The sequence below is a fragment of the Streptomyces sp. NPDC101118 genome (assembly GCF_044759445.1).
Taxonomy (GTDB): Bacteria; Actinomycetota; Actinomycetes; order Streptomycetales; family Streptomycetaceae; genus Streptomyces.
Map to the genome: position 1 here is coordinate 80,799 of NZ_JBIVZG010000012.1, position 22,752 is coordinate 103,550.

Consider the following 22,752-nt stretch of genomic DNA (forward strand, 5'->3'; position numbering starts at 1 on the left):
ACCACGCTTCTCTGAACGCCTGGGCCGGCTACAGGAGGGGTGGTGCGGGGAGGCGCATGAACGCCTGTAGGCGCACTGCCGGGCAGGCTTGGCTCGCTTCGGGGAGGCGCACCCCAGAAGACATGTCCACGGGCCCACCGTTGACCACCGCCCCCGGCCGCCGGGCCGGGCACGGTCTCTGCTCCGCAAGGGTGTCCACGTGAGGCTGGTCATGTCCCTCCGGATGCTGCTCCAGAAGGGGCGTGCGGGGCAACCGAATTGCCCTGCCCCGGCCGCGCCCGCACCGTCCTTGCCGTAGGCGTGCGGCGTCAGGCGCCCGTGCGGTTGCGGACCGCCGACTGCCAGTCCGGGGCCGGGGTTTCGGGGCGGGCTTCCGGGCGGCGGCCGCCGCGGGCGAAGAAGTCCGCCAGGGGCTGGATCGCGGCGCCGATGGTGACCGCGTCCGGGCCCAGCGTGCCCAGGCCGATGGAGGCGCGGGAGGCCGGGTAGCGCAGCGCGTTGGCCGCGGCGTACTCCTTGACCCGGTCCAGGAAGCGGGTGCCGAGCTGGAGGCCCGCCCAGCCGCCGACCAGGATGCGGTCCGGCTGGAAGAGGTTGATCAGGTCCGCGAAGCCGGCCCCCAGGTACTCGGCCGTCTCCTCCAGTACGGCCGCCGCCGCGGCCTCCGGACCGCCGCCGGCCACGGGTCCGGGCTCCGGCACGAGTCCGTCCCCCGCTCCGCCGCCGGCCTCGGCGCCCTCCGGGTAGGCGGCCGCCAGCAGGGCCGCGAGGGCGGTCTCCTGGTTCGCACCGGCCGGGGGGTTGCCGCCCGCCTCGCGCCACCGCTCCAGCAGTGCCTCGGCCCCCGCGTACGCCTCCAGGCAGCCGCGGGCGCCGCAGCGGCAGCGCCGCCCCCGTACCCGTACGGTCAGGTGGCCCCACTCGACGGCCCGCCCGGGGCCCATGTCCTCGGTGACGACGCACGCGCCCACGCCCGACCCGAACAGCACGAACACGGCGTTGCCCGCGCCGCGCCCGGCGCCGAACCACATCTCGGCCTGCCCGAGCGTCTTCGCTCCGTTGTCGATGCAGAACGGCACCTCCGCCGGCAGCTCCACCGCCTCCCGCAGCAGCCGTTCCAGCGGTACGGCGTCCCAGCCGACGGTCTGGCCGTGCACCACGGTGCCGTCCTGCGCGGTGTGCTCCACGATGCCCGGCACGCCGACCCCCACGCCGAGCAGCCGCCCGGCCGGCACCCCCGCCGTCGCCAGCACCTCGGCGATGCCGGCGCGGATGTGGTCCACCACCACCGAGACCTCGTACGGGTCGTGTTCACGCGGCCCGGCGGCGGCCAGCGGGCGTTCCACCCGGGCCAGCTCGGTGAGCGCCAGGTCGAACAGCTCGATCCGGATGCGGGTTTCGCCCACGTCCACCCCGATCATGCAGCCGCCGGCGGGGCTGACCCGCAGGAGGGTGCGGGGCCGGCCGCCCGCGGAGTCCACGCTGCCGGCCTCCTCCACCAGGCCGTCGGCCACCAGCTCGGCGACCACGTTGCTCACCGAGCCCGAACTCAGCCCGGTGGCGGGGCCGAGGGAGAAGCGGCTCAGCGGACCGTCGAAGTACAGCCGCCGGAGCACCGCCGTGCGGTTCTCCCGGCGCAGGTCACGAACCGTCCGGCCGCTTCTCGCTTCCAACCCTGCCCCCTGAATCGACGTCGGCCGCCGTTGGCCGACGCTGCCCTGCTTGCACGATACCGCTGTCAGGACCCTTGACGCGACCTTCTCTTGCGATTTAACTCACGTCCTAAATTAAGTCGCCGTCCGGCATCCGCACCCCCGTCACCCACGTTCCGAAAGGTTCCGACGAGCCATGCGCAGAAGCAGGATCAGAGCCGCCCTCACCGGCGCCGTCGCCCTCTCCCTCACCTTCGCCGCCACCGCCTGCGGAGGCGGCAGCACCGGTGCCTCCGGGTCCGGAGGGGACGGGGGGAAGACCCTGACCTACTGGGCCTCGAACCAGGGCGCGAGCATCGAGGCCGACAAGAAGGTCCTCCAGCCCGAGCTCGACCGCTTCGAGCAGCAGACCGGCATCAAGGTGAAGCTGGAGGTCGTGCCCTGGTCCGACCTGCTCAACCGGATCCTCACCGCCACCACCTCCGGCCAGGGCCCCGACGTCCTCAACATCGGCAACACCTGGAGCGCGTCCCTCCAGGCCAGCGGCGCCCTGCTGCCCTGGGACGAGAAGGCCTTCGGGAAGATCGGCGGCCGCGACCGCTTCGTCGAGTCGGCGCTCGGCTCCACCGGGGCCCAGGGCAAGGACCCCGCGGCCGTCCCGCTCTACTCCATGGCCTACGCCCTCTACTACAACAAGGAGATGTTCCGGCAGGCCGGCATCGCCAAGCCGCCCGCCACCTGGGACGAACTCATCGCCACCGGCAAGCGGCTCACCGCAAAGGGCGGCTCCGCCATCGGCGTCGAGGGCGGCAACCTCTCGAACAACATCCACCAGGTGTTCGTGCTCGGCAAGCAGCACGGCGCCGACTTCTTCACCCCCGACGGCAAGGCCGACTTCACCTCCGACGGTGCCGTCGCCGCGGTGAAGCAGTACGTCGACCTGATGGCCGCCCACAAGCTGGTCGCCCCCGGCAACGCCGAGTACGCCCAGAACCAGTCCCTCAGCGACTTCGCCAAGGACCGCACCGCCATGGTCCTGTGGCAGACCCCCTCGGCCACCTTCGCCTCCCAGGGCATGACCGAGGACGAGTGGGGCGTCGCCCCCGCACCCGTCCCGTCCGGTGCACCCGGCCAGGGCACCTCGGTCAACTCCATGGTCGCGGGCATCAACATGGCCGTCTTCCGGAACACGAAGAACCTCGACGGCGCCCTCCGGTTCGTCAAGTTCATGACCAGCGACGAGGAGCAGAAGACCCTCAACAAGGCCTACGGATCGATGCCGCCGGTCAAGGGCGCCCAGGCGGACTCCGCCTTCGCCACCCCCTCCCTCGCCGTCATCCGCGACACGCTGGCCACCAGCGCCGTCCCGCTCCCGCAGATCCCCGAGGAGTCGCAGTTCGAGACCGTCGTGGGCACCGCGGTCAAGGAACTCTTCGCCGACGCAGCGGCCGGCCGCCCCGTCACCACCGCCTCGGTCCGGGCCAAGCTCGACAAGGCCCAGCAGCAGATGCCGAACCAGTGACGCACACCGCGATGACCACCACCGCCACCCCACCGGCCGGCGGGCCGGCGGTGCGGGCGGGCAGGCCCGGGGCGGCGCACCCCCCACGCCGCCCCCGGCGCGGGCGCCGCATACCGCTGCCCTACCTGCTCCTGCTGCCCGCCCTGCTGCTCGAACTCCTCGTCCACCTCGTGCCGATGCTCATCGGCATCGTCATGAGCTTCAGGGAACTCACCCAGTTCCACATCGCGCACTGGGACGGCGCGCCCTGGGCCGGCCTCGACAACTACGCCGTCTCCGTGGACTTCGACGCCCCCGTCGGCGCCGCACTGCTCCGGTCCTTCGCCACGACGTGCGTGTTCACCCTGTCGTCGGTCGCCGTGTGCTGGCTGCTGGGCACCGCCGCCGCGCTCTTCCTCCAGGACCCCTTCCGCGGCCGGGGCCTGCTGCGCACCCTGTTCCTCGTCCCGTACGCCCTGCCCGTCTACGCCGCCGTCATCACCTGGGCCTTCATGTTCCAGCGGGACAACGGCCTGGTGAACCACGTGCTCCACGACCAGCTGGGCATCGGCGACGCCCCGGCCTTCTGGCTGATCGGCGACAACAGCTTCTGGGCCCTGCTGGCCGTCTCGGTCTGGAAGGGCTGGCCCTTCGCCTTCCTCATCGTCATGGCCGGCCTGCAGAACATCCCCCGCGAGCTGTACGAGGCGGCCGCCCTGGACGGGGCCGGCGTGTGGCGGCAGGTCCGGCACGTCACGCTGCCCGCCCTCAGGCCGGTCAACCAGGTCCTCGTACTCGTCCTCTTCCTCTGGACCTTCAACGACTTCAACACGCCGTTCGTGCTCTTCGGCAGGGCCGCCCCGGAGGCCGCCGACCTGATCTCGCTGCACATCTACCAGTCCTCGTTCCAGACCTGGAACTTCGGCACCGGATCTGCCATGTCCGTCCTGCTCCTGCTCTTCCTCCTGCTCGTGACGGGCGGGTACCTGCTGCTCACCACCCGGGGGAGGAACTCCGCCGATGTCTAGCCCGCCGCCGGCCGGCCCGCCGATGTCGAGCCCGCCGATGTCGAGCCCGCCGATCGCCGGCCCCGCTCCCCGGACCGCGCGGTCGCCCATGGCACCGCCCCGCGGCTTCCTGTGGGCCCGCCGGCTCTTCCTCACCCTGCTCACCGGCTTCGTGCTCCTGCCGGTCTACGTGATGGTCTCCAGCTCCCTCAAGCCGCTGGAGGACGTGTCGGGGAAGTTCCGGTGGCTGCCCTCCGGGCTCACCGTCCGCCCGTACCTCGACATCTGGCGGACCGTGCCCCTCGCCGACTACTTCGTCAACTCCCTGGTGGTGGCGGGGCTGGCGACCGTCTGTTCGGTGACGGTCGCGGTCCTCGCCGCGTACGCCGTCAGCCGCCACGCCTTCCGCGGCCGCCGCGTGTTCACGGTCACCGTCCTGTCGACGCAGATGTTCCCCGGCATCCTCTTCCTGCTGCCGCTCTTCCTCCTCTATGTCAACATCGGCAACGCCACCGGGATCGCCCTGTTCGGCTCCCGTGGCGGCCTGGTCCTCACCTACCTCACGTTCTCGCTGCCCTTCTCCATCTGGATGCTCATCGGGTACTTCGACTCCATCCCGCGCGACCTCGACGAGGCCGCCAGGGTCGACGGCTGCGGGCCGCTCGGCGCCCTGTTCCGGGTGATCGTCCCGGCAGCCGTCCCCGGGATCGTCGCCGTCGCCGTGTACGCCTTCATGACGGCCTGGGGCGAGGTGCTGTTCGCCTCCGTCATGACCAACGACACCACCCGCACCCTCGCCGTCGGCCTCCAGGGCTACGCCACGCAGAACGACGTCTACTGGAACCAGATCATGGCCGCCTCGCTCGTCGTCAGCGTGCCCGTCGTCGCCGGCTTCCTGCTGCTCCAGCGCTTCCTCGTCACCGGCCTGACCGCCGGTGCCGTCAAATGACCCCCGCCGACCGCCCCGTCACCCGAGAGGCCACCGTGACCGCACCCGCCACCGCTCCCGCACTCGACCTCGCGGCCTTCCCGCCCGGCTTCTCCTGGGGCACCGCCACCTCCGCGTACCAGATCGAGGGCGCCGTCACCGCCGACGGCCGGGGCCCGTCGATCTGGGACACCTTCTCCCACACGCCCGGAGCCGTCGACAACGGCGACCACGGGGACACCGCCTGCGACCACTACCACCGCTGGCCCGAGGACATCGCCCTGATGCGCCGCCTCGGCACCGACGCCTACCGCTTCTCGATCGCCTGGCCGCGGATCCTGCCCGGCGGCGACGGCCCCCTCAACCCCGCCGGACTCGACTTCTACGACCGGCTGGTGGACGCCCTCCTCGACGCCGGCATCACGCCGTCCGCCACGCTCTACCACTGGGACCTGCCCCAGGCCCTCCAGGACCGCGGCGGCTGGACCGTACGGGGGACCGCCGAGCACTTCGCCGCGTACGCCGGCCGGGTCGCCGCCCGCCTCGGCGACCGCGTCACCCAGTGGGCCACGCTCAACGAACCCCTCTGCTCCGCCTGGATCGGCCACCTGGAGGGCCGGATGGCCCCCGGACTCACCGACCTCACCGCCGCCGTGCGCGCCTCCTACCACCTGCTGCTCGGGCACGGCCTCGCCGTCGCCACGGTCCGCGCGGCCGCACCCGCCGCGAGCATCGGCCTGGTCACCAACCACTCCACCGTGGCCCCCGCCTCCGCCCGCCCCGAGGACGTGGCCGCCGCGGACCGGGTGGACGGCCACGTCAACCGCTGGTTCCTCGACCCGGTGTACGGCCGGGGCTTCCCGGCCGACATGCGCGAGCTCTACGGCGTCGACCTGCCCGAACGCCCCGGCGACGCGGCCGTCATCGCGGCCCCGCTGGACTGGCACGGCGTCAACTACTACTTCCCGGTGACCGTCGAGGACGACCCCGCGGGCCCGGTCCCGTACGCCCGCGACGTCCGGCTGCCCGGCCTGCCGCGCACGGCCATGGACTGGCCCGTGGACCCCGTGGGCCTGGAGTCGCTGCTGCTCAGGCTCACCGAGGAGTACGGCGTCCGCCGCCTGTACGTCACCGAGAACGGCTCCGCCTTCGTCGACCGCCCCGCCCCGGACGGCTCGGTCGACGACCCGGAGCGCGCCGCCTACCTGGAGGACCACATCGCGGCCTGTGCCCGCGCGGTCCGCAGGGGCGCCCCCCTGGCCGGCTACTACGCCTGGTCCCTGCTTGACAACTTCGAGTGGGCGTACGGGTACGCCAAGCGCTTCGGCCTGGTCCACGTGGACTACGCGACCCAGCGCCGCACCCTGAAGTCCAGTGGCCTCAGGTACGCCGACATCGTCCGCCGGCACCGCGCACAGGCGGACTGACCCCACATCCCCCGACCTCCGAGAAGGAGAGCCGCAGTGTCATCTGTCATGTCCATGCCTGAAATGTCGGCCCCACCGGGCCGCAGCCGCCCCCGCTCCGGGTTCGTCCGCCGGACCAGCCGGACCAGCCGGACCAGCCGGACCCACCCGGGCCCCGCCCGCCGCCCCCTGGCCGCCGGCCTGGTCACCGCACTCCTCGGCGCCCTGCTGGCCCTGGCGCCGGCCGCACCGGCCGCGGCCGCCCCCGTCCTGCTCTCCCAGGGGAAGCCCGTCACCGCCTCCAGCACCGAGCACGCCGGCACCCCCGCGGCCGCCGCGGTGGACGGCGACCCGGGCACCCGCTGGTCCAGCGCCTTCGCCGACCCCCAGTGGCTCCAGGTGGACCTCGGCGTTCCCGCCCTCCTCGACCACGCCGCCCTGCGCTGGGAGACCGCGTACGGGAAGGCGTACCGCATCGAGACCTCGCTCAACGGCACCGACTGGACCACCGCCTACAGCACCACCACCGGCCCCGGCGGCAACGAGACCGTCCCGCTGTCCGGCACCGCCCGCCACGTCCGCCTCACCGGCACCACCCGCGCCACCGGATGGGGCTACTCGCTCTGGGAGTTCCAGGTGTACGGCACGCCCGGCGGTCCGACCCTGCCCGGCGGCGGCGACCTCGGTCCCAACGTGCACGTCATCGACCCCGCGACCCCCGACATCCAGGGCAGGCTCGACGCCGTCTTCCGGCAGCAGGAGGCGGCCCAGTTCGGCACCGGCCGGCACGCCTTCCTCTTCAAGCCCGGCACCTACAACGGCCTCAACGCCCAGATCGGCTTCTACACCCAGATCGCCGGCCTCGGCCTGCGGCCCGACGACACCCTCATCAACGGCGACGTCACCGTGGACGCGGGCTGGTTCGGCGGCAACGCCACGCAGAACTTCTGGCGCTCCGCCGAGAACCTGGCCCTCAACCCGGTCAACGGCACCGACAGGTGGGCCGTCTCACAGGCCTCGTCCTTCCGCCGGATGCACGTCAAGGGCGGCCTGAACCTCTCGCCCGACGGGTACGGCTGGGCCAGCGGCGGCTACATCGCCGACTCCCGGATCGACGGCCAGGTCGGCAACTACTCGCAGCAGCAGTGGTACACCCGCGACAGCTCGATCGGCGGCTGGTCCAACAGCGTGTGGAACCAGGTCTTCTCCGGAGTCGAGGGCGCACCCGCGAACTCCTTCCCCGAGCCGCGCTACACCACCCTCGACACCACCCCGGTCTCCCGGGAGAAGCCCTTCCTCCACTACGAGGGCGGCGAGTTCAAGGTGTTCGTCCCCGCCAAGCGCACCGGCGCCCGCGGCGTCAGCTGGGCCGGCGGCACCCTCGCGGGCACCTCGGTCCCGCTGAGCCGGTTCTACGTCGTCCGGCCCGGCACCACCGCGGCGACCATGAACCAGGCCGTCGCCCAGGGCCTCCACCTGCTCTTCACCCCCGGCGTCTACCACGTGGACCGCACGGTCGAGATCAACCGCCCCGGCACCGTCGTGCTCGGCCTCGGCCTCGCCACGATCATCCCGGACAACGGCGTCACCGCGATGCGGGTCGCCGACGTCGACGGCGTCCGCCTCGCCGGGTTCCTCATCGACGCCGGACCCGTCAACTCGCCGACCCTGCTGGAGATCGGCCCGCAGGGCGCCTCCGCCGACCACTCCGCCGACCCGGTCACCGTGCAGGACGTCTACATCCGCATCGGCGGCGCCGGCCCCGGCAAGGCCACCACCTCCATGGTGGTCAACAGCGACGACACGATCATCGACCACACCTGGGTCTGGCGCGCGGACCACGGCGACGGCGTCGGCTGGGAGACCAACCGCGCCGACTACGGCGTGCGCGTCAACGGCGACGACGTCCTGGCCACCGGCCTGTTCGTGGAGCACTTCAACAAGTACGACGTCGAGTGGTACGGCGAGCGCGGCCGCACGGTCTTCTTCCAGAACGAGAAGGCCTACGACGCCCCCAACCAGGCGGCCATCCAGAACGGCCCGGTGAAGGGCTACGCCGCCTACCGCGTCGACGACTCGGTGACCACCCACGAGGGCTGGGGCCTGGGCAGCTACTGCTACTACAACGTCGACCCCACGATCCGGCAGGCCCACGGGTTCCGCGCCCCGGTCAGGCCGGGCGTGCGCTTCCACAGCCTGCTGACCGTCTCCCTCGGCGGCAACGGGCAGTACGACCACGTCGTCAACGACACCGGTGCCCCCACCTCCGGCACCTCCACCGTCCCCTCGACGGTCGTCTCCTACCCCTGACGACCGCGTCCCGGGAGACAAGGACACCCCGCCGGCCGGTCAGCGGCCGGCGGGGTGTCCCGCGGTCAGGAGGTGCGCTTGAGCGTCCAGGTGTTGGCGCTGAAGCTGGGCACCGAGGAGTAGCGGCAGCCGGAGGAGTAGTACGAGCTGGTGATCGTCCAGCCGGCGGGCGGCCAGGTGGAGGCGCAGGCGTTGACCTGGGTGCCGACCGGGTAGCCGGTCAGGTCCTTTATCTGCTTGGTGTTGGGGTTGAAGCCGGAGCCGCAGCCGCTGCTGTTCCACCACTGCACGTCCACCCAGCCGGCCGGGGTGAGCGTGCTGGAGCACATGTTGAGCGTGTCGCCGGGCGCCGCCGAGGCGGGGCTCGCGGTGAGCGCGAGGGCGGCGCAGGCCAGGGCGGCGAGGGCGGAAGCGGAGCGGGTGCGGATCACGGACGTCCCTTTCTTCGCAGGCCGGAGCGGCCGCCGACGGTCGGCGGCGCGTCATCCGGGAAGCAGGACATTGGTATCCGATATCCGGACTTGGCAGACAGTCACCTTTAGGGCATGACCGGGCGGCGGTTTACGGCCGCCGCCCCGTCGCCCTCCTCTGCTGGCGTGCCCCCTCCCGCGGCGGCCGCCGGTCACTCGTACTCGGTGCCGCCCTTGCGGGTCAGGTAGGCCGGGCTGACCGCCTTGGCGATGGCCCGTCCGCCCGTCACCGGGCTGTACCGCTCGGCGGCCGGACGTACCACCACGCCCTCGCGGACGTGCAGTTCGCGGCCGGAGACCGTCTCGCGCCCGGTGGCCGTCTCCAGCACCGTGGCCTGGTCGTACGGCCCTTCGTAGAGCCGCGGCACCAGCGGCAGTGCGCCGTCGAGCACCGCGGCCGGGTCCAGCCAGCGCACCTCGCCGCCGATGTCGGCGGACACGTCGAAGACGGCGTAGCCGGGCCCGGTGGTCCGGGCGTCGGACCCGTACGCGAGGTCCTGGACGCCCGCGCCGAAGACCTCGCCGAAGATCCCGACCCGGGTGGCGCCGAGCCGCTCGGCCAGTCGCGCGGCGGCCTCCGCGACCCGGTGCGCCCGTACGGCTCGCCAGTAGACGTTGCCCTCCGCCTCCTTGAGCGCCAGGCCGCGCGAGCCGAACCCCTTCGAGGAGACCAGCACGCGGTCGTCCGCCGCCAGGTAGGTGAGGAGGCAGGCGGTCCCGTGCAGCTTCTCGGTCAGCACCACGGGCTCGCCGGGTTCGAAGATGTGCGGGTACCGCTGCAGGTTCTCGACGTCGACCCAGGGCAGCAGGTCCGGGGCGGACTCCACGTCGCCGCTCATCGTGGTCGGCACCGGGGGCACCCACTTGGTGACGCCCAGCAGTTCGGCGAAGTCGTCGCCCTCCGCGGCCGCCCGGTGCAGGTCGGTGCCGGCGACCGCGGCCGGTACGCAGACCAGCCCCTGGGACAGCTCCCCGCGCAGCCGGACCGCCTTGACCCGGTTGGCGGCGCTGCCGGCCAGCCGGCCGGTGAGGCCCAGCTCCTCGATCAGCGCGTCCGGGAGCACCGCCTGCTCGGGTATGTACAGGGCGATGTCGCCGGTGCGGAACCGGCCCTTCGCCACCACCGCCCGGTACAGGCCCACTTGGGCGAGTTCGAGGGCGTCGGCGTTGGGGTGCTCGTGGACGGTCAGGACTTCTGCGGTGACGCGGAACGTGGACATGCCCCCACCCTGGCCGTCCGATATTCGGAGCGCGAGGCGTTTTCCCTCTGCTAGGCGGCGGTGCGTTCCCCCCGCTGCGCGGCAGCGGCCTCGCTCTGGCGCGCACCCGGAGCCCGAACCGGCCCCGCGCCCGCGGACCACTCCCCGGCGGTGGTCCGCGGGTGCGGGTGCGGCTACTCCAGGCCGATCTCGGCGCACGCGGCCTTGAGGCGCGGGGTCGTGCAGATCTCGTCGACCGTGTAGATGCCGTCGCTGACGACCGTGCTCTGCACGGTGTCGCGGGTCACCGAGATGCCCGGCACCAGCACCGCCGGGACGCGCCGGCCGCCCGCGCTGCCGACCATCTGGTTGATCATTCCGTCGAACTTCTGCCCCTCGGCGAGCAGGACGGCCAGCTCCGCCGCGGCCGACGCCTCGGCGACGTACGGCTTGTAGACGCTCATGTACTGCTCGCCCAGCAGGATCCGCTGGACGCCGGCCAGCTCCGCGTCCTGGCCGGTCACGGGGGGCAGTGGGCTCACCCCGGCCGCCTTGAGGGCGGAGATGATGCCGCCGGCCATCCCGTCGTTCGCCGAGTAGACGCCGACGATGCCCTCCTTGCCGAGCGCGGCGATGGCGGACTCCATGTGGGCCTTGGCGTTCTCCGGCTTCCAGTCGGCGGTGTCGTACTCCTTGCCGACCGTCACCTTGCCGTCGAGCACCGAGCGCGCCCCGGACTTGAAGGCGGCGGCGTTCGGGTCCGTGACCGCTCCGTTGACCATGACGATCCGGCCGCTGCCGGCCTTGGCGCCGAGCGCGTCCAGCAGCCCCTGGCCCTGCACCTTGCCGACGTCCTCGTTGTCGAACGAGGTGTACACGTCGACGGGCCCCTCCGCGAGGCGGTCGTAGGCGATCACGGGTATGCCGGCGTCCTTCGCCCGCTTCACGGCCCCGGCCACCGACTTGGCGTTCACCGGGTCGACGATCAGCACGTCGACCTTCGCGGCGATCATCTCGTCCACCTGGCTGTCCTGCCGGGCCGCGTCGCCCTCGGCGTTGGCGTAGACCACCTTGCCCTTGCCGAAGGTCATCCGGTCGACCTTCTTCTCGATCAGCGGCCTGTCGAACCGCTCGTAGCGCGCCGTCTCCGTCTCGGGCAGGAGGAGGCCCACCTTGATCGCACCGCGGCTGCGGTGCTCTTCCGCCCCGCCGCCGGAGTCCGAGCCGCACCCGGCGAGGGCGGTGGCCCCCACGGCGGCGGCGCAGACGGCGACGGCGATGCGAAGGCGATGTGCGTTCACGTTGTGAACCTCTCCGAAGGGCCATGTCTTTCGTGGCCGAAGTGGAGGCAGTCAACTCCGCCGCGGAACCGCCGTCAAGGTATTGATTCTTAACGATCCCGCAACCTACCGGAGGGGTGGTTGGCCCGAATTCACGCCATATTTGCGCTTCTTCCGTGTCCGGGTGGGCGGCGCTCACTTCAAGCCCTGAATGCAAGTCCCGCAGGCAAGTCGCCCCAAGCGGAAGCCCCTTCACGCCTCCTGGCGCAGCCGGGCCTCCACGAACCCGTCCACGAGACGGGTCTCGAACGACGGCTGCGGAGCCGTGGCCGGACCGCGTACGTTCCACCCGTCGGCCAGCCGGAAGACGCTCCCGTGCCACGGGCAGCGGACGCAGCCGTCGGACACGTCGCCCTCAGACAGGGGCCCGCCCATGTGGGCGCAGCGGTCGGCCAGCACGTGCACCGCGCCGCCGGCCTCCCGCACGGCCAGCACGTCCACCCCGTCGACGGAAGCCCGTACGGCCCTGCCCGCCGGGAAGGCCGCCACCGGGCCCAGCCGGTGCCAGCCCGGCCCCACCAGGTGCGGCACCGCTTCGGCGTGGTTGGCCCCGGCCGCCTGGCGGTACGCGAGGTGCCCGCCGAGGGCCCCGCCGACGCTCACGCAGGCCAGCCCGGCCAGCGCGAGGAGCTTGCCGCGGCCGGACCGGCCGCGCACCCGGTGCGCCAGCGAGGCGGCGTACAGGGTGACGGCGCCCGTGTTCGACAGGGCGTGGACCAGCCCCACGCGGGCCTGCTCGGGCGGCAGCTCCGCCCAGTCCGTCCAGCCCGAGAGGGCGGCCGGCCCCGCCGAGGCCAGCCCCACCCCGATGAGCGTGCGCGCCCCGCGGGCCTCCCCGGGTACCAGGTCCAGCACGGCGGCCGACAGCCAGGCCCCGATGGGCACCTGCACGAGCAGCGGGTGGGCCGGGTGCCCCAGCGGGACGCCGTGCAGCACGTCGCGGACGCCGCCCAGCGGCAGCGCCTGCACGGCCTTGCGCACGCCGCCGATCAGCGCGTCCGGGGCGGTCGACCGCTCCAGCCGTTCCACGGCCCGCAGGACGGGGCCCGGCCCGCTCCGGCGACCCCTCGGTGCTCCACGGCGTGTGTGCCTCGCTCGGTGAGTCTGCATGACGGGCGGCTACCCGGGGCGGGTGCCGAGATGCGCGCTTCCCGGGGGTGGGGGAGCGGCCGGTGGGCGGCCAGGTCGCGCGCGGTGGGAACCGAACCCTCCGCCAAGATCGTCACGGCTTTCGTGCCCCGGCACGGAGGCCGGGGTACGCACCCGGCGGCGGGGCCCGCCCCCGTCGTCGTGCGTCGCCGCCTCCGCCCGGAGCACTGCTCAACACCCGCTCATTGCACGGAGATCGCACCACCATGACCACACCGCACCATCCCGCCGGCCACGTCCCCGCAGCCGGCAACCCCTACGCCGCCCCGCCCGGCGGCCCCGCCGTCCCGCCGCAGCAGGGACCCGCCGCTCCTCCGCAGGCCGGTTACGCCGCGCCGCCGCAGGCCGGTTACGCCGCTCCTCCGCAGGGCGGTCACGCCGCGCCGCCCCAGGGGGGTTACGCCGCCCCCGTGCCCGGTGGTTACGCCGCCCCGGCGCCCGGCGGGTTCTTCGTACCGACCGCCTGCCGGGCCTGCGGGGCCCAGGACGCCGCGAACGTCAAGGTCCGGGCCCACGTGGGCCTGCTCATCGTGATGCGCTTCGAGCACCTGGACGGGCCCTTCTGCCGCACCTGCGGCATATCCGTCGTCCGTCAGATGACCACCAGGGCGCTGTGCCTGGGCTGGTGGGGCCCGCTGTCCCTGGCGCTCTTCAACCCGTTCACGCTCCTGTGGAACCTGTTCGCCCACCGGAAGTTCAGCAAGCTGCCCCCGTCGCAGCCCGCCCCCGGCCGCACGCAGCTGGAGCCGGGCGTACCCGTGCTGCGGCGCCCGCAGGCGTACGCCACGCTCCTGCCGCTGGGCTGGGCGGTCTGGGTGGTCACGCAGATCGTGATCCACGCCAAGTGATCCACGCCAAGTGATCCACCCCGGGTGATCCGGCGGACCGGCCGGGCGCGCCCGGCCGGTCAGTCCGCGGCCACCGCCGCCAGGACCAGCCCGCCGTGGAACCGCTGGTAGACCGGCGTCCCGCCGGGCCACGCCGGGCTGCGCCCGAACGGCACCGCGACCGGCCCCGAGGCCGAACGCAGGTCGGCCAGCAGCGCCCGCTCCGGCAGCCGGGAGCCGGCGTCCACGAGCACCGGATCGCCGGACCCCAGAGCCTCGGCGACGGTCATGACCCCGACGGTCCCCGGCTCGCGCGCGGCCGCCACCGCTTCGGGCGCGTCCTCGGGGAACTCCTCGCCGGCATCGGCGAAGTCACCGGTGAACCAGTTCAGGAAGGCCGTGGCGAAGTCCCCGAAGTGCTCCTCGTACCGGGCGGCGCAGCGCACCACACCGGCCACGCCGACCAGCCAGTGCTGGTACGAGGGCGCGACCAGCTCGGCACCGTGGCCCTCCCGGAAGCCGAACACCGGCCCCCACGCCCCCGTCCCGCGGTCGACGTCCACGTAGTACGTCTCGGCGCCCGCATTGGTATGGACGATCCGGTACGAACCGGGCTCGCCGCACCGCCATCCGGCACCCGGGCGCCCGGAGCCGGCCGGGTGCGGGGCACCGAACGCGTCGTGGTCGCCGACCTGCAGCAGCCCGGCCCGACGGCACACCTCCCGGACAGGGCCGGGCACCGGGACGCCCCAGCCGTCCATCTCCGCGTCGGTCACCCCGTCACCGAGCCGCACGCTCTCCTCGGCCCCCGCGGCCTCCCGCAGGGCCCCCACCACGTCCCGCCACGAAGGCGTTTCACCGGTCCACATCACGCCCGCAGCCTTTCACGCCGCGCGCCCGCCTCCTTGCCACCCGGTCCGCGGGGGCCGCACACTCAGCCCTCGCGGGCCCCGCTGGTCCCGCGGACCGGGAGGAGGCCGGGGGCTGGTGGATGCGTTCGTCTTCACCTACGTGCTGAGCGCCGGGTTCACGTTCTGGTTCGGCGGTCTGCGGATCCGGTACCGGCGCCGGTGGCTCCGGCAGGAGTCCGCACCGCCCGCCGGCACACGGCCCGCCCCGCTGACGCTGCGCGAGGTGGCGTACGTACACGGCGGCCTCCGCCGCGTCGTGGAGACCGGCATGGCCGCCCTGCTCCTCTCCGGCCGGCTGACCCTGACCGGGCGACACGGGATCCTCATCGCTCCCGGCCCCCGGCCGGGCGACGCCGTCGAGGCCGCGGTGGTCAAGGCGTACGGGAACGGCGGCGGCACGGGACGCGACGCACGGCACGTACGGGACGCCGCGGCCCGCGCCGAGAGCCTGCGCTGGGTCGGCGGCCGCATGCGGCGCGACGGGCTGACCCGCCCCGGGTACGTGCCGCTCCCGGGTGAGCGCCGCGCGCACTGGGCCCTTCAGGCGTTCGCCGCCCTGTGGGGCGCGGCCTGGTTCGGCGTGGCGGTCGCCGAGGACGGCGCGCCGGGGGTCGCGGTCGGCGCGGTCGCCGCCGTCCTGGCCGTGGGGGTCTTCGTCGACCGGCTCACCACGCCGCGGCGCGCGCCCTCCCCGGTGGATCCCACCCCGCGCGGCAGCCGGCTGCTGGACGCCCTGGACGAGGACGGCGCGTGGGTGCGCGCCACCCGCGCCGGCCGCGACCTCTCGCCCCAGGACGCCCGCACCCTCGCCACGGTCGCCCGGCAGGGCCTGCACGCCCTCCCCGCCACCTCGGACCTGGCCCGGGCGGTCGGGACGCCCACGCGGGCGCCCCGGGAGGCCGTCTGACGCACCGACCGCACCCGCCCGCCGCCCCGCGGGCTACGCCTCTCCGGGCAGCTCCCACCTGGTCTCGCCCTCGTGCAGGTGGGCGGTGGGTGCCAGGCCCGCCGCCGCGGCGACCGCGGCGGACGCGTGGTGGTCGGGACGGATGTGGGCGCGGACCGTCCGTACGCCCTGCCCGCGCAGCCAGGCCACCAGCCCGCGCGCCGCCTCGGCGGCGATCCCGCGGCCCTGCCAGGGCGTCCCGACCACCCAGGCGACCTCGGCCGCGCACTCCGCCCCCGGAGCGGCGAGGGACACGGTCGCCTGCACCGTGCCGGCCAGGCGGTCCTCCGCGCGGACGCGGATCACCCAGTTCCACCACAGCACGGAGGGGTCGGGGGACCCGGCCACCAGCCGTAGGTACCGGTCGCGCAGGGCCTCGGGGGAGTAGGGGGCACCGCCGGTGAAGGCGTGCAGAGCCGGATCGCCGAGCACCGCGGCCATCTCCTCCGCGTGCTCCACGGCGAGCGGCACCAGGCGCAGCCGCTCGGTCTCGATGCCCGCGATCCGCATACCGGCCACGCCGTCGGCCGCGCTCACGCCGTCCGCCCCGTTCACACCGTCTCCCGTCCGGGCCCGGCCCCCTGCCGCCCCGGGGCCGACCTTACGGCCCCGCCGTGCGGTTCCCGCGCACGGCCCCGCCCGGCGGCTCAGACGTGGAGCTCGGGCGGGAAGCCGGTCCAGCGGAGCTCGGCGGGGAGGTGGCCGGTGTCGTTGAAGAGCAGGACCGCGGGCGGCCGGCCGGGCGCGTAGCGGATGACCGTCAGCGCCGCGTTGGCGTGGTTGATGCCCAGCCAGCGCCACTTCGGGGCGTCGAGGGCGGCACGGACGAGCCAGCCGACGAGGAAGTTGTGCGTGACGAGGAGTTCGTGGCGAGGTTCGGTGCCGGCGACGGGGCCGGTGAACCCGGCCAGCGCCGCCGCCGCGAGCCCGGGTCCCTGCTCGCGCTCCTCGGCCGGGAAGCCGTTCAGGAACCCCAGCATGGCGTCGGCCGTCTCCGCGGGCAATTCCTCGCGGGCCGGGAGGTACGGGATGTAGTCCCCTGCGGCGGCGCTGCGCCGCAGGGGGACGCCGTCGAGCCGGTCGCCGATCAGGCGTGCGGTCTGCTCGGCCCGGGCGAGCGGCCCGTGGTGGACCGCCGACAGCGGGACGCCGCGGAGGCGCTCGCCCAGCAGGGCGGCCTGGCGGCGGCCCGCCGCGGTCAGCTCGGTCTCGTCCGAGGAGGCCTCGCCGTGCCGGGTGAGGTACAGGTAGCGGTCGGCCGTGCCGGTCATCGGCGGTCCTCCAGCAGAAGTCGATCATGCGGACCTGTGGAGTGACGCGGGCCGGGACGGGCCGGTTCCCGGGAGGTGCGCGCCCCGTGCCCCCGCCCGGCGCGGGACGCGAGGCGCACTCCCGAGCCCGCAGGAACCGCCTAGCTCCGCGGCTGCACCCACAACGCCTCGGCCGTGGCGTACAGTTCGCCGTCCGCCGTGGCCAGGGCCGTGCCGACGGTGTACTTGCGGCCCGAGCTGGACAACAGCCAGGCGTACGAGACGAGGCCCGCGCCCACCGGCACCGGACGCAGCAGCCGGGCGCTCAGCGAGGCGGTGACCGCTCCGGCGGCCCGGCCGTCCAGCAGGCGCCCGGCCGCGTTGCCCGGGCAGTCCAGCGCGCCCCACACCAGCTCGCCCGGCAGCAGCGAGTCCGCGCCGCCCAGGTCCCGTCCGGGCGTCCAGGCGGTGGCGACGAGGTCGCGGCCCGGCACCACGCCGCAGTGCAGGCGCAGTCCGGTGTCGGGCGTACGGTCCAGGCCGCAGCCGAAGCAGTCGACCTGCCCCGGCGGCGGCGCGGCCCGGTAGGCCTCGGCCGCGGCGAGCGCCTCCTCCCAGGTCGGCGCGCCGGGCACGTCCGGGCCGCCGCCCGCGGCCGGGGTCGCCGCGGCCAGCACCACCTCGTCGGCCGTCAGTTCGCAGCCGCCGTCCGGGGTGCCGGCCAGCCGTACCGGCTGCTCCGTCGGCACCGGGCGCCGGAAGTCGACCCGCACCGTCTCGGCGGCAGCCCGCCCGGCCAGCACACCGGCCACGTACCCGCCGAACGCCACCCCCGGGTACCCGTGCAGGTGTTCCGGCACCTTGATCGTCTCGAAGTCGTTCATGGCGCCACCCCATCACAGGCGGGGCGCCCCGCTCCAGAGCCGGCGGGCCCGACCTCCACCGGCCCCCGGCCCGACGGCGCGCGGGCGGCAGCGGAACCTGCCGGCACCTGTCCGTGTCCGACCGGCTGACGAAGGCCCCCGACCGCAGGGCGGCGGTGCGTCCGCCCCGGCCCCGGCGGGCGGAGGAACCGTACAGCCCCGGGCCCGACCCCCGCCCGGCCGGGCCCGGGCAGCCTGTGACCCCGCACACCCTCCCTTGACCCCATAAGGAAGGTTTGCCTAATTTCCTGCCATGACCTCCCACGATCCGATACCCGGACCCGACCGCCCGGACGGCCCCGGCAGCCCCCTGGCCGGCTTCGACGTCGACTTCACCGGGCACGAGATCGAGCGCCGCGCCCAGATCCTCGCCGCGCTCGGCGCCGACTGGGACCCGGTCGAGGTGCTGCGCGGCGAGGAGGCGGCGTACGACCTCCTGTACTCGGGCCTCGACGCCGAGCAGCAGCGCCTGTACGACGACCTGGTCGCGGCCGGCGTGCTCCCGCGCCGCCCCGGCGGTGGCCGTGCTGCCGCTTGACCCGCAGGCCGATCCGGGCCGCCGCGCCTGGGTGACCTGCCCGAACTGCGAAGACGAGCGCGGCTGCGGGCCGTGCACGGCAGGCCGGAACTGCGCCGACCACTGGCGGTACCTCCTGACCCACACCGGCAGCCTCCTGCACCTCCAGTGCCCCGGGTGTACGCACGTGTGGGTGCACGAGAGCGGTTTCGGCGCGACGAGGCCCGTGCTCGACCACCACGCCCGCGCCCGCACCGACCTGGGCACGGCCTAGGCTGACAGGCGAAAAGCCAGGCCAGGCACGCGCCCACCCGGGCCGTCGCAGACGGTCCGGGTGGGGCTGGGCGAGCCGGGGGCGGAACTACTGGGCGTTGGTGCCCTCCACAGTGCCGGGCTGGGCGAGACCCCCGGGCGGGACGGCCGAGTCCGGGCCGGGCGGCGGGCCGCACGGCGCGGTGATGCACTGCCACTCGGGGTTCTCGGGGACGTGGATGCGGTCCGGCTTGTGGGGCCGCTTCCCCTTCTTGCCGGGGTGCTTCTTCCCGTCGTGCTTCTTGCCCCCGTCGTGGTGCGTGCCGGAGCCGTCGCCCGGGTCGATGACGATCTGTTTCTCGTTCGTCCGCAGGAACAGCGTGGACTTGTTGTCGTCGCCGGCGTCCGTCACGACCGTGTGCGAGGTCGAGGGGGTGGCGGCGAAGGCGGTCGCGGGGACCAGCACACCGCCGGCGGCTATGGCGGTCGACGCGGCGAACAGGACGAAGCGGTGCGGTCGGAAGGGGCGGGTCATGGTGCTCTCCTCTGGTGGATCGGAAGGGGAGATTCCAGTACGCCCTGCCGCCGCTCCCACGTCATGCCCCTGGATCTCGTGTCTTGACAGGACGCCGAGACCGTGGGGGCCGCTCCGCGCGGCGCCTCAGCCGGCCGCGCGGCGCTCCGGCAGCGGCGTACCGCAGGCGCTGCAGTAGCGCGCGTCCACCTCGATGGCGTGCCGGTGGCAGTTCCCGCACACCAGATGCACCGCGCACTCCGGGGGCCCCGACCGCGCCGGTGAGCGCCGGCCGATGCGCAGACCGGTGCGCCGGCGGTGCGCGGTGAGCAGCACCAGCCCGTCCGGGCCGGCGTCGATGCCCCGGGCCTTCCCCCGCGGCACCAGGACCACCATCCCGGGCCGCAGCTCACGGGCCCCGCCGCCCACGGTGAGGGTGCCGCCCCCGGCGACCACTATCACCAGCACGTCGACCTCGGCCTCCGTGTGGGCGGCCACCGAATGCCCGGCAGGGAAGCGGACCACGTTCGCGTCGAGCTGGCGCGTACGGCGCCGCAGCCGCCAGAGCGCGCCGCTCTGCTCCTGCTCGGGCTCCCGCATGAGGCTGGTGAGGGTGACGCCCTCCATCTCCGTCTCCGTCAATGCCCGCCTCGCCCCGTTCTCGACTCACGTTCTCGCCCCGCCATGATCCCCTACCCGGACCGGCCGGGGAGGGCGGGCCCGGAGATCGGAGCGGCGGGAACCGCGAGCGCCGGGGGTCCGGGCCGGCGCGACGGCACCACGTAACCTTCCCTGCGTGTCAGCCTCCCACCCGCACCGTGTCGCCGTCCTCGTCCTCGACGGAGCCAAGCCCCTCGACGTGGGCATCCCCGCCCAGGTGTTCACGACCCGCGCGAGCATGCCGTACGAGGTACGGGTGTGCGGCGCGGAGCCCGGGCTCGTGACCGGCGGCGACGGCCTGTCGTACGCGGTGGCGCACGGTCTTGAGGCACTGGCCTGGGCCCAGACCGTCTTCGTCCCGGGCTACCGGTTCCCCGACCGCGACGACCCCCCGGGGGCCGTCCTCGACGCACTCGTCGCCGCGCACGAGCGCGGCGCGCGCCTCGCCGGCATCTCCACGGGGGCCTTCGCGCTCGCCGCCACCGGCCTGCTCGACGGCAAGCGCGCCACCACGCACTGGCACTACACGCGGGCGCTCGCCGAGAAGCGGCCCCTGGTGCGGGTCGACGAGAACGTCCTGTTCGTCGACGAGGGCAGCGTCCTCACCTCGGCCGGTGCAGCCTCGGGCATCGACCTGTGCCTGCACGTCCTGCGCCGCGACCTCGGGGTGGCGGCCTCGAACCACGCCGCCCGCCGGCTCGTGGCCGCCCCCTACCGCAGCGGCGGCCAGGCGCAGTACGTACCGCGCAGCGTGCCCGAACCCCTGGGCGAGCGGTTCGCCGCGACCCGCGAGTGGGCCCTGCACCGGCTCGGCGACCCCCTCACCCTCCAGGACCTGGCCCGGCACGCGGCGGTCTCGCCGCGCACGTTCTCCCGCCGCTTCGCCGAGGACACCGGGTACACGCCGATGCAGTGGGTGATGCGGGCCCGCATCGATCTGGCGCGCGAGCTGCTGGAACGTTCCGAGCGCAGCGTCGAGCAGATCGCGGCGGACGTCGGCCTGGGCACCGGCTCCAACCTCCGGCTGCACTTCCAGCACATCCTGCGGACCACCCCCAGCGAGTACCGGCGCACCTTCACCCGCGGGGAGTGACCCCGGGGCGAGCCCTCCGCAGTCCGCCGGCCTGTCCGCAGCGCTTGGCGCGATCCTTGCGGACCGTGGCAATCACGCCGCTGTCATGACCGTCCCGCACCGGCGAACCTGATCACGAACACGGAGGGACACACACCATGACTCGCATCGCCATCAACGGATTCGGCCGCATCGGCCGCAACGTCCTCCGCGCCCTGCTCGAGCGCGACAGCAAGCTCGAGATCGTCGCGGTCAACGACCTGACCGAGCCCACCGCCCTCGCGCGGCTGCTCGCCTACGACAGCACCTCCGGCCGGCTCGGCCGCCCGGTGACGGTCGACGGCGACACCCTCGTCGTGGACGGCCGCCGCATCAAGGTGCTCGCGGAGCGCGAGCCGGCGCAGCTGCCCTGGGCCGAGCTCGGCGTCGACATCGTGCTGGAGGCCACCGGCCGCTTCACCTCCGCGACCGCCGCCCGCGCCCACATCACCGCGGGTGCCAAGAAGGTCCTGGTCAGCGCCCCGTCGGACGGTGCGGACGTGACCCTCGCGTACGGCGTGAACAGCGACACGTACGACCCCGAGGTGCACACGATCGTCTCCAACGCGTCGTGCACCACCAACGCGCTCGCCCCGCTGGCCGCGGTCCTCGACGAGCTCGCCGGCATCGAGCACGGCTTCATGACGACGGTGCACGCCTACACGCAGGAGCAGAACCTGCAGGACGGCCCGCACCGCGACCCCCGCCGCGCCCGCGCCGCCGGCGTCAACATCGTGCCGACCACCACGGGTGCCGCGAAGGCCATCGGCCTGGTGCTGCCCAACCTCGACGGCAAGCTGTCCGGCGACTCCATCCGCGTGCCCGTCCCGGTCGGCTCGATCGTCGAGCTGAACACCACGGTCGCCCGCGACGTCACGCGCGAGGCCGTCCTGGAGGCCTACCGCGCCGCCGCGCAGGGCCCGCTCGCCGGCGTCCTGGAGTACTCGGAGGACGCGCTGGTCTCCGCCGACATCGTCGGCAACCCGCACTCGTCGATCTTCGACTCCGAGCTCACCCGCGTCGAGGGCCGCCACGTCAAGGTCGTCGCCTGGTACGACAACGAGTGGGGCTTCTCGAACCGCGTGATCGACACGCTGGAGCTCATCGCCGGTCGCTGAACCACCCCCGGGGCCGGTGAGGCCGGTCCCGGACCAAGACCCTGACCGGGGAAAAGGGCCGCACGGAGCGGAACGGGCGTCACGACCCGCACCGCACCGTGCGGCCCCCATCCGTTCCCGCGGTCGCGGAGGCCGCGGAGCGCTCAGTGGGCCCCGCGGTCCTTGCCCTGCCGGCCCTTCCGCGCCGTCTCCTCCTGCGCCTCGGTGTTCGGGGTGAGGGCGTCCCCGCCCTCGCCGTCGCGGCCCGCCGTGCTCCGGGACCGCGCCCGGTCCGCCTCGCGGGGGTGCGAGGGGCCGGGCCGCCTGCGCCGGCTCTCCTGGCTGTCGTCGTCGAGCGGCACGCCTCCCGCACCGCCCTGGGGCACCTCGTCCATGGCACACCTCTCCCTTCACGTCACGTGCGTGCAAGGACGCGGGTACCCGTTCCGGCCGGGAGCATCCGCCTCCCGCCGACGGTCCGCCGGCCCCCCGGGTCGCGGTGCGGCGCGACCCGGCGTAGAGCTGGGGTCATGAACGAGGACAAAACGTCGTGGCACCCGGGCGAGATCGTGCCGGCCAGCGGGATCTACGAATGCGACTGCGGCGGCGAACACCACTGGAGCACCGACGTGCGGGGCCACCGCTTCCCGCCCCTGCCGGACGTGTGCCTCGGCGAGTACTGGACGCTGAAGACCGAGACCCACCCGGAGGCCTCGCAGCCCTGAGGCCGGGGCGCCGCCCGGCGTGACGCGGCCGGCCGGCGCGGCCGGTCCCCGGACTCG

General features: G+C 74.1%; 24 protein-coding genes. 12 read left to right on the plus strand and 12 right to left on the minus strand.

Annotated elements, in window-relative coordinates:
• Positions 1-308: 308 nt before the first annotated feature.
• On the minus strand, positions 309-1,673 hold the full coding sequence (locus ACIQUQ_RS20245; RefSeq protein ID WP_403977563.1) for an ROK family protein: 1,365 nt from the start codon (positions 1,671-1,673) through the stop codon (positions 309-311).
• Between the two features lie 175 nt (positions 1,674-1,848).
• On the opposite strand from ACIQUQ_RS20245, the gene ACIQUQ_RS20250 reads away from it, so the two are divergent.
• The 5 genes from ACIQUQ_RS20250 (at position 1,849) to ACIQUQ_RS20270 (ending at position 8,804) form a co-directional block, all read left to right on the plus strand.
• Positions 1,849-3,174 carry an extracellular solute-binding protein gene (locus ACIQUQ_RS20250; protein ID WP_403977565.1) on the plus strand — a complete coding sequence of 442 codons (1,326 nt, stop codon included), beginning with the start codon at positions 1,849-1,851 and terminating at the stop codon, positions 3,172-3,174.
• Positions 3,175-3,185: 11 nt separating this feature from the next.
• A complete protein-coding gene (locus ACIQUQ_RS20255; RefSeq protein ID WP_403977567.1) occupies positions 3,186-4,181 on the plus strand; it encodes a carbohydrate ABC transporter permease in 996 nt (331 codons plus the stop codon).
• 88 nt (positions 4,182-4,269) lie between these two features.
• Positions 4,270-5,109 (plus strand): carbohydrate ABC transporter permease, encoded by an 840-nt coding sequence (locus tag ACIQUQ_RS20260; protein WP_403977569.1) that lies wholly within the window; start codon positions 4,270-4,272, stop codon positions 5,107-5,109.
• The gene (locus ACIQUQ_RS20265) at positions 5,106-6,515 is read left to right on the plus strand and encodes a GH1 family beta-glucosidase (protein ID WP_403977571.1); all 1,410 of its coding nucleotides are present in this window, start codon (positions 5,106-5,108) and stop codon (positions 6,513-6,515) included. The genes ACIQUQ_RS20260 and ACIQUQ_RS20265 overlap by 4 nt, the downstream gene beginning before the upstream one ends.
• A gap of 54 nt (positions 6,516-6,569) precedes the next feature.
• Positions 6,570-8,804, plus strand: coding sequence for a discoidin domain-containing protein (locus ACIQUQ_RS20270; protein ID WP_403977852.1), 2,235 nt, complete (start codon positions 6,570-6,572; stop codon positions 8,802-8,804).
• Between the two features lie 65 nt (positions 8,805-8,869).
• Here the strand turns inward: ACIQUQ_RS20270 and ACIQUQ_RS20275 are convergent, their stop codons facing one another.
• The 4 genes from ACIQUQ_RS20275 to ACIQUQ_RS20290 form a co-directional block, all read right to left on the minus strand.
• A complete protein-coding gene (locus ACIQUQ_RS20275) occupies positions 8,870-9,235 on the minus strand; it encodes a hypothetical protein (protein ID WP_403977573.1) in 366 nt (121 codons plus the stop codon).
• 191 nt (positions 9,236-9,426) lie between these two features.
• Positions 9,427-10,494: an RNA ligase (ATP) gene (locus tag ACIQUQ_RS20280; protein ID WP_403977575.1), complete on the minus strand. Its 1,068-nt coding sequence runs from the start codon at positions 10,492-10,494 to the stop codon at positions 9,427-9,429.
• Positions 10,495-10,667: 173 nt separating this feature from the next.
• A complete protein-coding gene (locus ACIQUQ_RS20285) occupies positions 10,668-11,774 on the minus strand; it encodes a sugar ABC transporter substrate-binding protein (protein ID WP_403977577.1) in 1,107 nt (368 codons plus the stop codon).
• Positions 11,775-12,005: 231 nt separating this feature from the next.
• On the minus strand, positions 12,006-12,923 hold the full coding sequence (locus ACIQUQ_RS20290) for a Rieske 2Fe-2S domain-containing protein (protein WP_403977579.1): 918 nt from the start codon (positions 12,921-12,923) through the stop codon (positions 12,006-12,008).
• A 245-nt stretch (positions 12,924-13,168) separates the two neighbouring features.
• Between ACIQUQ_RS20290 and ACIQUQ_RS20295 the strand changes: the two genes are divergently transcribed.
• The gene (locus ACIQUQ_RS20295; RefSeq protein WP_403977581.1) at positions 13,169-13,810 is read left to right on the plus strand and encodes a hypothetical protein; all 642 of its coding nucleotides are present in this window, start codon (positions 13,169-13,171) and stop codon (positions 13,808-13,810) included.
• Between the two features lie 59 nt (positions 13,811-13,869).
• Here the strand turns inward: ACIQUQ_RS20295 and ACIQUQ_RS20300 are convergent, their stop codons facing one another.
• On the minus strand, positions 13,870-14,661 hold the full coding sequence (locus ACIQUQ_RS20300) for a hypothetical protein (RefSeq protein ID WP_403977583.1): 792 nt from the start codon (positions 14,659-14,661) through the stop codon (positions 13,870-13,872).
• Between the two features lie 115 nt (positions 14,662-14,776).
• Between ACIQUQ_RS20300 and ACIQUQ_RS20305 the strand changes: the two genes are divergently transcribed.
• Positions 14,777-15,607 (plus strand): TIGR04222 domain-containing membrane protein, encoded by an 831-nt coding sequence (locus ACIQUQ_RS20305; RefSeq protein WP_403977585.1) that lies wholly within the window; start codon positions 14,777-14,779, stop codon positions 15,605-15,607.
• Between the two features lie 33 nt (positions 15,608-15,640).
• On the opposite strand, the gene ACIQUQ_RS20310 is transcribed toward ACIQUQ_RS20305, so the two are convergent.
• From ACIQUQ_RS20310 to ACIQUQ_RS20320, 3 genes are all read right to left on the minus strand, one after another.
• Positions 15,641-16,156: a GNAT family N-acetyltransferase gene (locus ACIQUQ_RS20310; protein WP_403977854.1), complete on the minus strand. Its 516-nt coding sequence runs from the start codon at positions 16,154-16,156 to the stop codon at positions 15,641-15,643.
• Positions 16,157-16,293: 137 nt separating this feature from the next.
• The gene (locus ACIQUQ_RS20315; protein WP_403977587.1) at positions 16,294-16,917 is read right to left on the minus strand and encodes a histidine phosphatase family protein; all 624 of its coding nucleotides are present in this window, start codon (positions 16,915-16,917) and stop codon (positions 16,294-16,296) included.
• A 140-nt stretch (positions 16,918-17,057) separates the two neighbouring features.
• Positions 17,058-17,780 (minus strand): PaaI family thioesterase, encoded by a 723-nt coding sequence (locus tag ACIQUQ_RS20320; RefSeq protein WP_403977589.1) that lies wholly within the window; start codon positions 17,778-17,780, stop codon positions 17,058-17,060.
• Between the two features lie 292 nt (positions 17,781-18,072).
• On the opposite strand from ACIQUQ_RS20320, the gene ACIQUQ_RS20325 reads away from it, so the two are divergent.
• Together ACIQUQ_RS20325 and ACIQUQ_RS20330 are read left to right on the plus strand one after the other, a co-directional pair.
• Positions 18,073-18,357: a DUF6400 family protein gene (locus ACIQUQ_RS20325; RefSeq protein WP_403977591.1), complete on the plus strand. Its 285-nt coding sequence runs from the start codon at positions 18,073-18,075 to the stop codon at positions 18,355-18,357.
• The gene (locus tag ACIQUQ_RS20330; RefSeq protein WP_403977593.1) at positions 18,344-18,610 is read left to right on the plus strand and encodes a hypothetical protein; all 267 of its coding nucleotides are present in this window, start codon (positions 18,344-18,346) and stop codon (positions 18,608-18,610) included. Before ACIQUQ_RS20325 ends, ACIQUQ_RS20330 begins: the two co-directional genes overlap by 14 nt.
• Positions 18,611-18,697: 87 nt before the next feature.
• Here ACIQUQ_RS20330 and ACIQUQ_RS20335 read toward each other — a convergent pair whose 3' ends face one another.
• Entirely contained in the window at positions 18,698-19,123 is a 426-nt protein-coding gene (locus ACIQUQ_RS20335; RefSeq protein ID WP_403977595.1) for a hypothetical protein, read from the minus strand.
• Between the two features lie 126 nt (positions 19,124-19,249).
• Positions 19,250-19,729: a zinc ribbon domain-containing protein gene (locus tag ACIQUQ_RS20340; protein WP_403977597.1), complete on the minus strand. Its 480-nt coding sequence runs from the start codon at positions 19,727-19,729 to the stop codon at positions 19,250-19,252.
• Between the two features lie 169 nt (positions 19,730-19,898).
• Here ACIQUQ_RS20340 and ACIQUQ_RS20345 point away from each other — a divergent pair, with 169 nt between their 5' ends.
• Together ACIQUQ_RS20345 and gap are read left to right on the plus strand one after the other, a co-directional pair.
• A complete protein-coding gene (locus tag ACIQUQ_RS20345; RefSeq protein ID WP_399942935.1) occupies positions 19,899-20,855 on the plus strand; it encodes a GlxA family transcriptional regulator in 957 nt (318 codons plus the stop codon).
• A gap of 137 nt (positions 20,856-20,992) precedes the next feature.
• Entirely contained in the window at positions 20,993-21,991 is a 999-nt protein-coding gene (gene gap / locus ACIQUQ_RS20350) for a type I glyceraldehyde-3-phosphate dehydrogenase (RefSeq protein WP_403977600.1), read from the plus strand.
• Between the two features lie 143 nt (positions 21,992-22,134).
• On the opposite strand, the gene ACIQUQ_RS20355 is transcribed toward gap, so the two are convergent.
• Positions 22,135-22,365, minus strand: coding sequence for a hypothetical protein (locus ACIQUQ_RS20355; RefSeq protein ID WP_403977601.1), 231 nt, complete (start codon positions 22,363-22,365; stop codon positions 22,135-22,137).
• A gap of 135 nt (positions 22,366-22,500) precedes the next feature.
• Between ACIQUQ_RS20355 and ACIQUQ_RS20360 the strand changes: the two genes are divergently transcribed.
• Positions 22,501-22,695, plus strand: a complete 195-nt coding sequence (locus ACIQUQ_RS20360) for a hypothetical protein (RefSeq protein ID WP_403977602.1) — start codon at positions 22,501-22,503, stop codon at positions 22,693-22,695.
• Positions 22,696-22,752 lie beyond the last annotated feature (57 nt).

Coding starts and splice junctions, on each gene's coding strand:
- ACIQUQ_RS20250 (WP_403977565.1), top strand. CDS start 1,849: ATGCGCAGAAGCAGGATCAGAGCCGCCCTCACCGGCGCCGTCGCCCTC.
- ACIQUQ_RS20255 (WP_403977567.1), top strand. CDS start 3,186: ATGACCACCACCGCCACCCCACCGGCCGGCGGGCCGGCGGTGCGGGCG.
- ACIQUQ_RS20260 (WP_403977569.1), top strand. CDS start 4,270: ATGGCACCGCCCCGCGGCTTCCTGTGGGCCCGCCGGCTCTTCCTCACC.
- ACIQUQ_RS20265 (WP_403977571.1), top strand. CDS start 5,106: ATGACCCCCGCCGACCGCCCCGTCACCCGAGAGGCCACCGTGACCGCA.
- ACIQUQ_RS20270 (WP_403977852.1), top strand. CDS start 6,570: ATGCCTGAAATGTCGGCCCCACCGGGCCGCAGCCGCCCCCGCTCCGGG.
- ACIQUQ_RS20280 (WP_403977575.1), bottom strand. CDS start 10,494: ATGTCCACGTTCCGCGTCACCGCAGAAGTCCTGACCGTCCACGAGCAC.
- ACIQUQ_RS20290 (WP_403977579.1), bottom strand. CDS start 12,923: ATGCAGACTCACCGAGCGAGGCACACACGCCGTGGAGCACCGAGGGGT.
- ACIQUQ_RS20295 (WP_403977581.1), top strand. CDS start 13,169: ATGACCACACCGCACCATCCCGCCGGCCACGTCCCCGCAGCCGGCAAC.
- ACIQUQ_RS20310 (WP_403977854.1), bottom strand. CDS start 16,156: ATGCGGATCGCGGGCATCGAGACCGAGCGGCTGCGCCTGGTGCCGCTC.
- ACIQUQ_RS20315 (WP_403977587.1), bottom strand. CDS start 16,917: ATGACCGGCACGGCCGACCGCTACCTGTACCTCACCCGGCACGGCGAG.
- ACIQUQ_RS20320 (WP_403977589.1), bottom strand. CDS start 17,780: ATGAACGACTTCGAGACGATCAAGGTGCCGGAACACCTGCACGGGTAC.
- ACIQUQ_RS20325 (WP_403977591.1), top strand. CDS start 18,073: ATGACCTCCCACGATCCGATACCCGGACCCGACCGCCCGGACGGCCCC.
- ACIQUQ_RS20335 (WP_403977595.1), bottom strand. CDS start 19,123: ATGACCCGCCCCTTCCGACCGCACCGCTTCGTCCTGTTCGCCGCGTCG.
- ACIQUQ_RS20340 (WP_403977597.1), bottom strand. CDS start 19,729: ATGGAGGGCGTCACCCTCACCAGCCTCATGCGGGAGCCCGAGCAGGAG.
- gap (WP_403977600.1), top strand. CDS start 20,993: ATGACTCGCATCGCCATCAACGGATTCGGCCGCATCGGCCGCAACGTC.
- ACIQUQ_RS20355 (WP_403977601.1), bottom strand. CDS start 22,365: ATGGACGAGGTGCCCCAGGGCGGTGCGGGAGGCGTGCCGCTCGACGAC.
- ACIQUQ_RS20360 (WP_403977602.1), top strand. CDS start 22,501: ATGAACGAGGACAAAACGTCGTGGCACCCGGGCGAGATCGTGCCGGCC.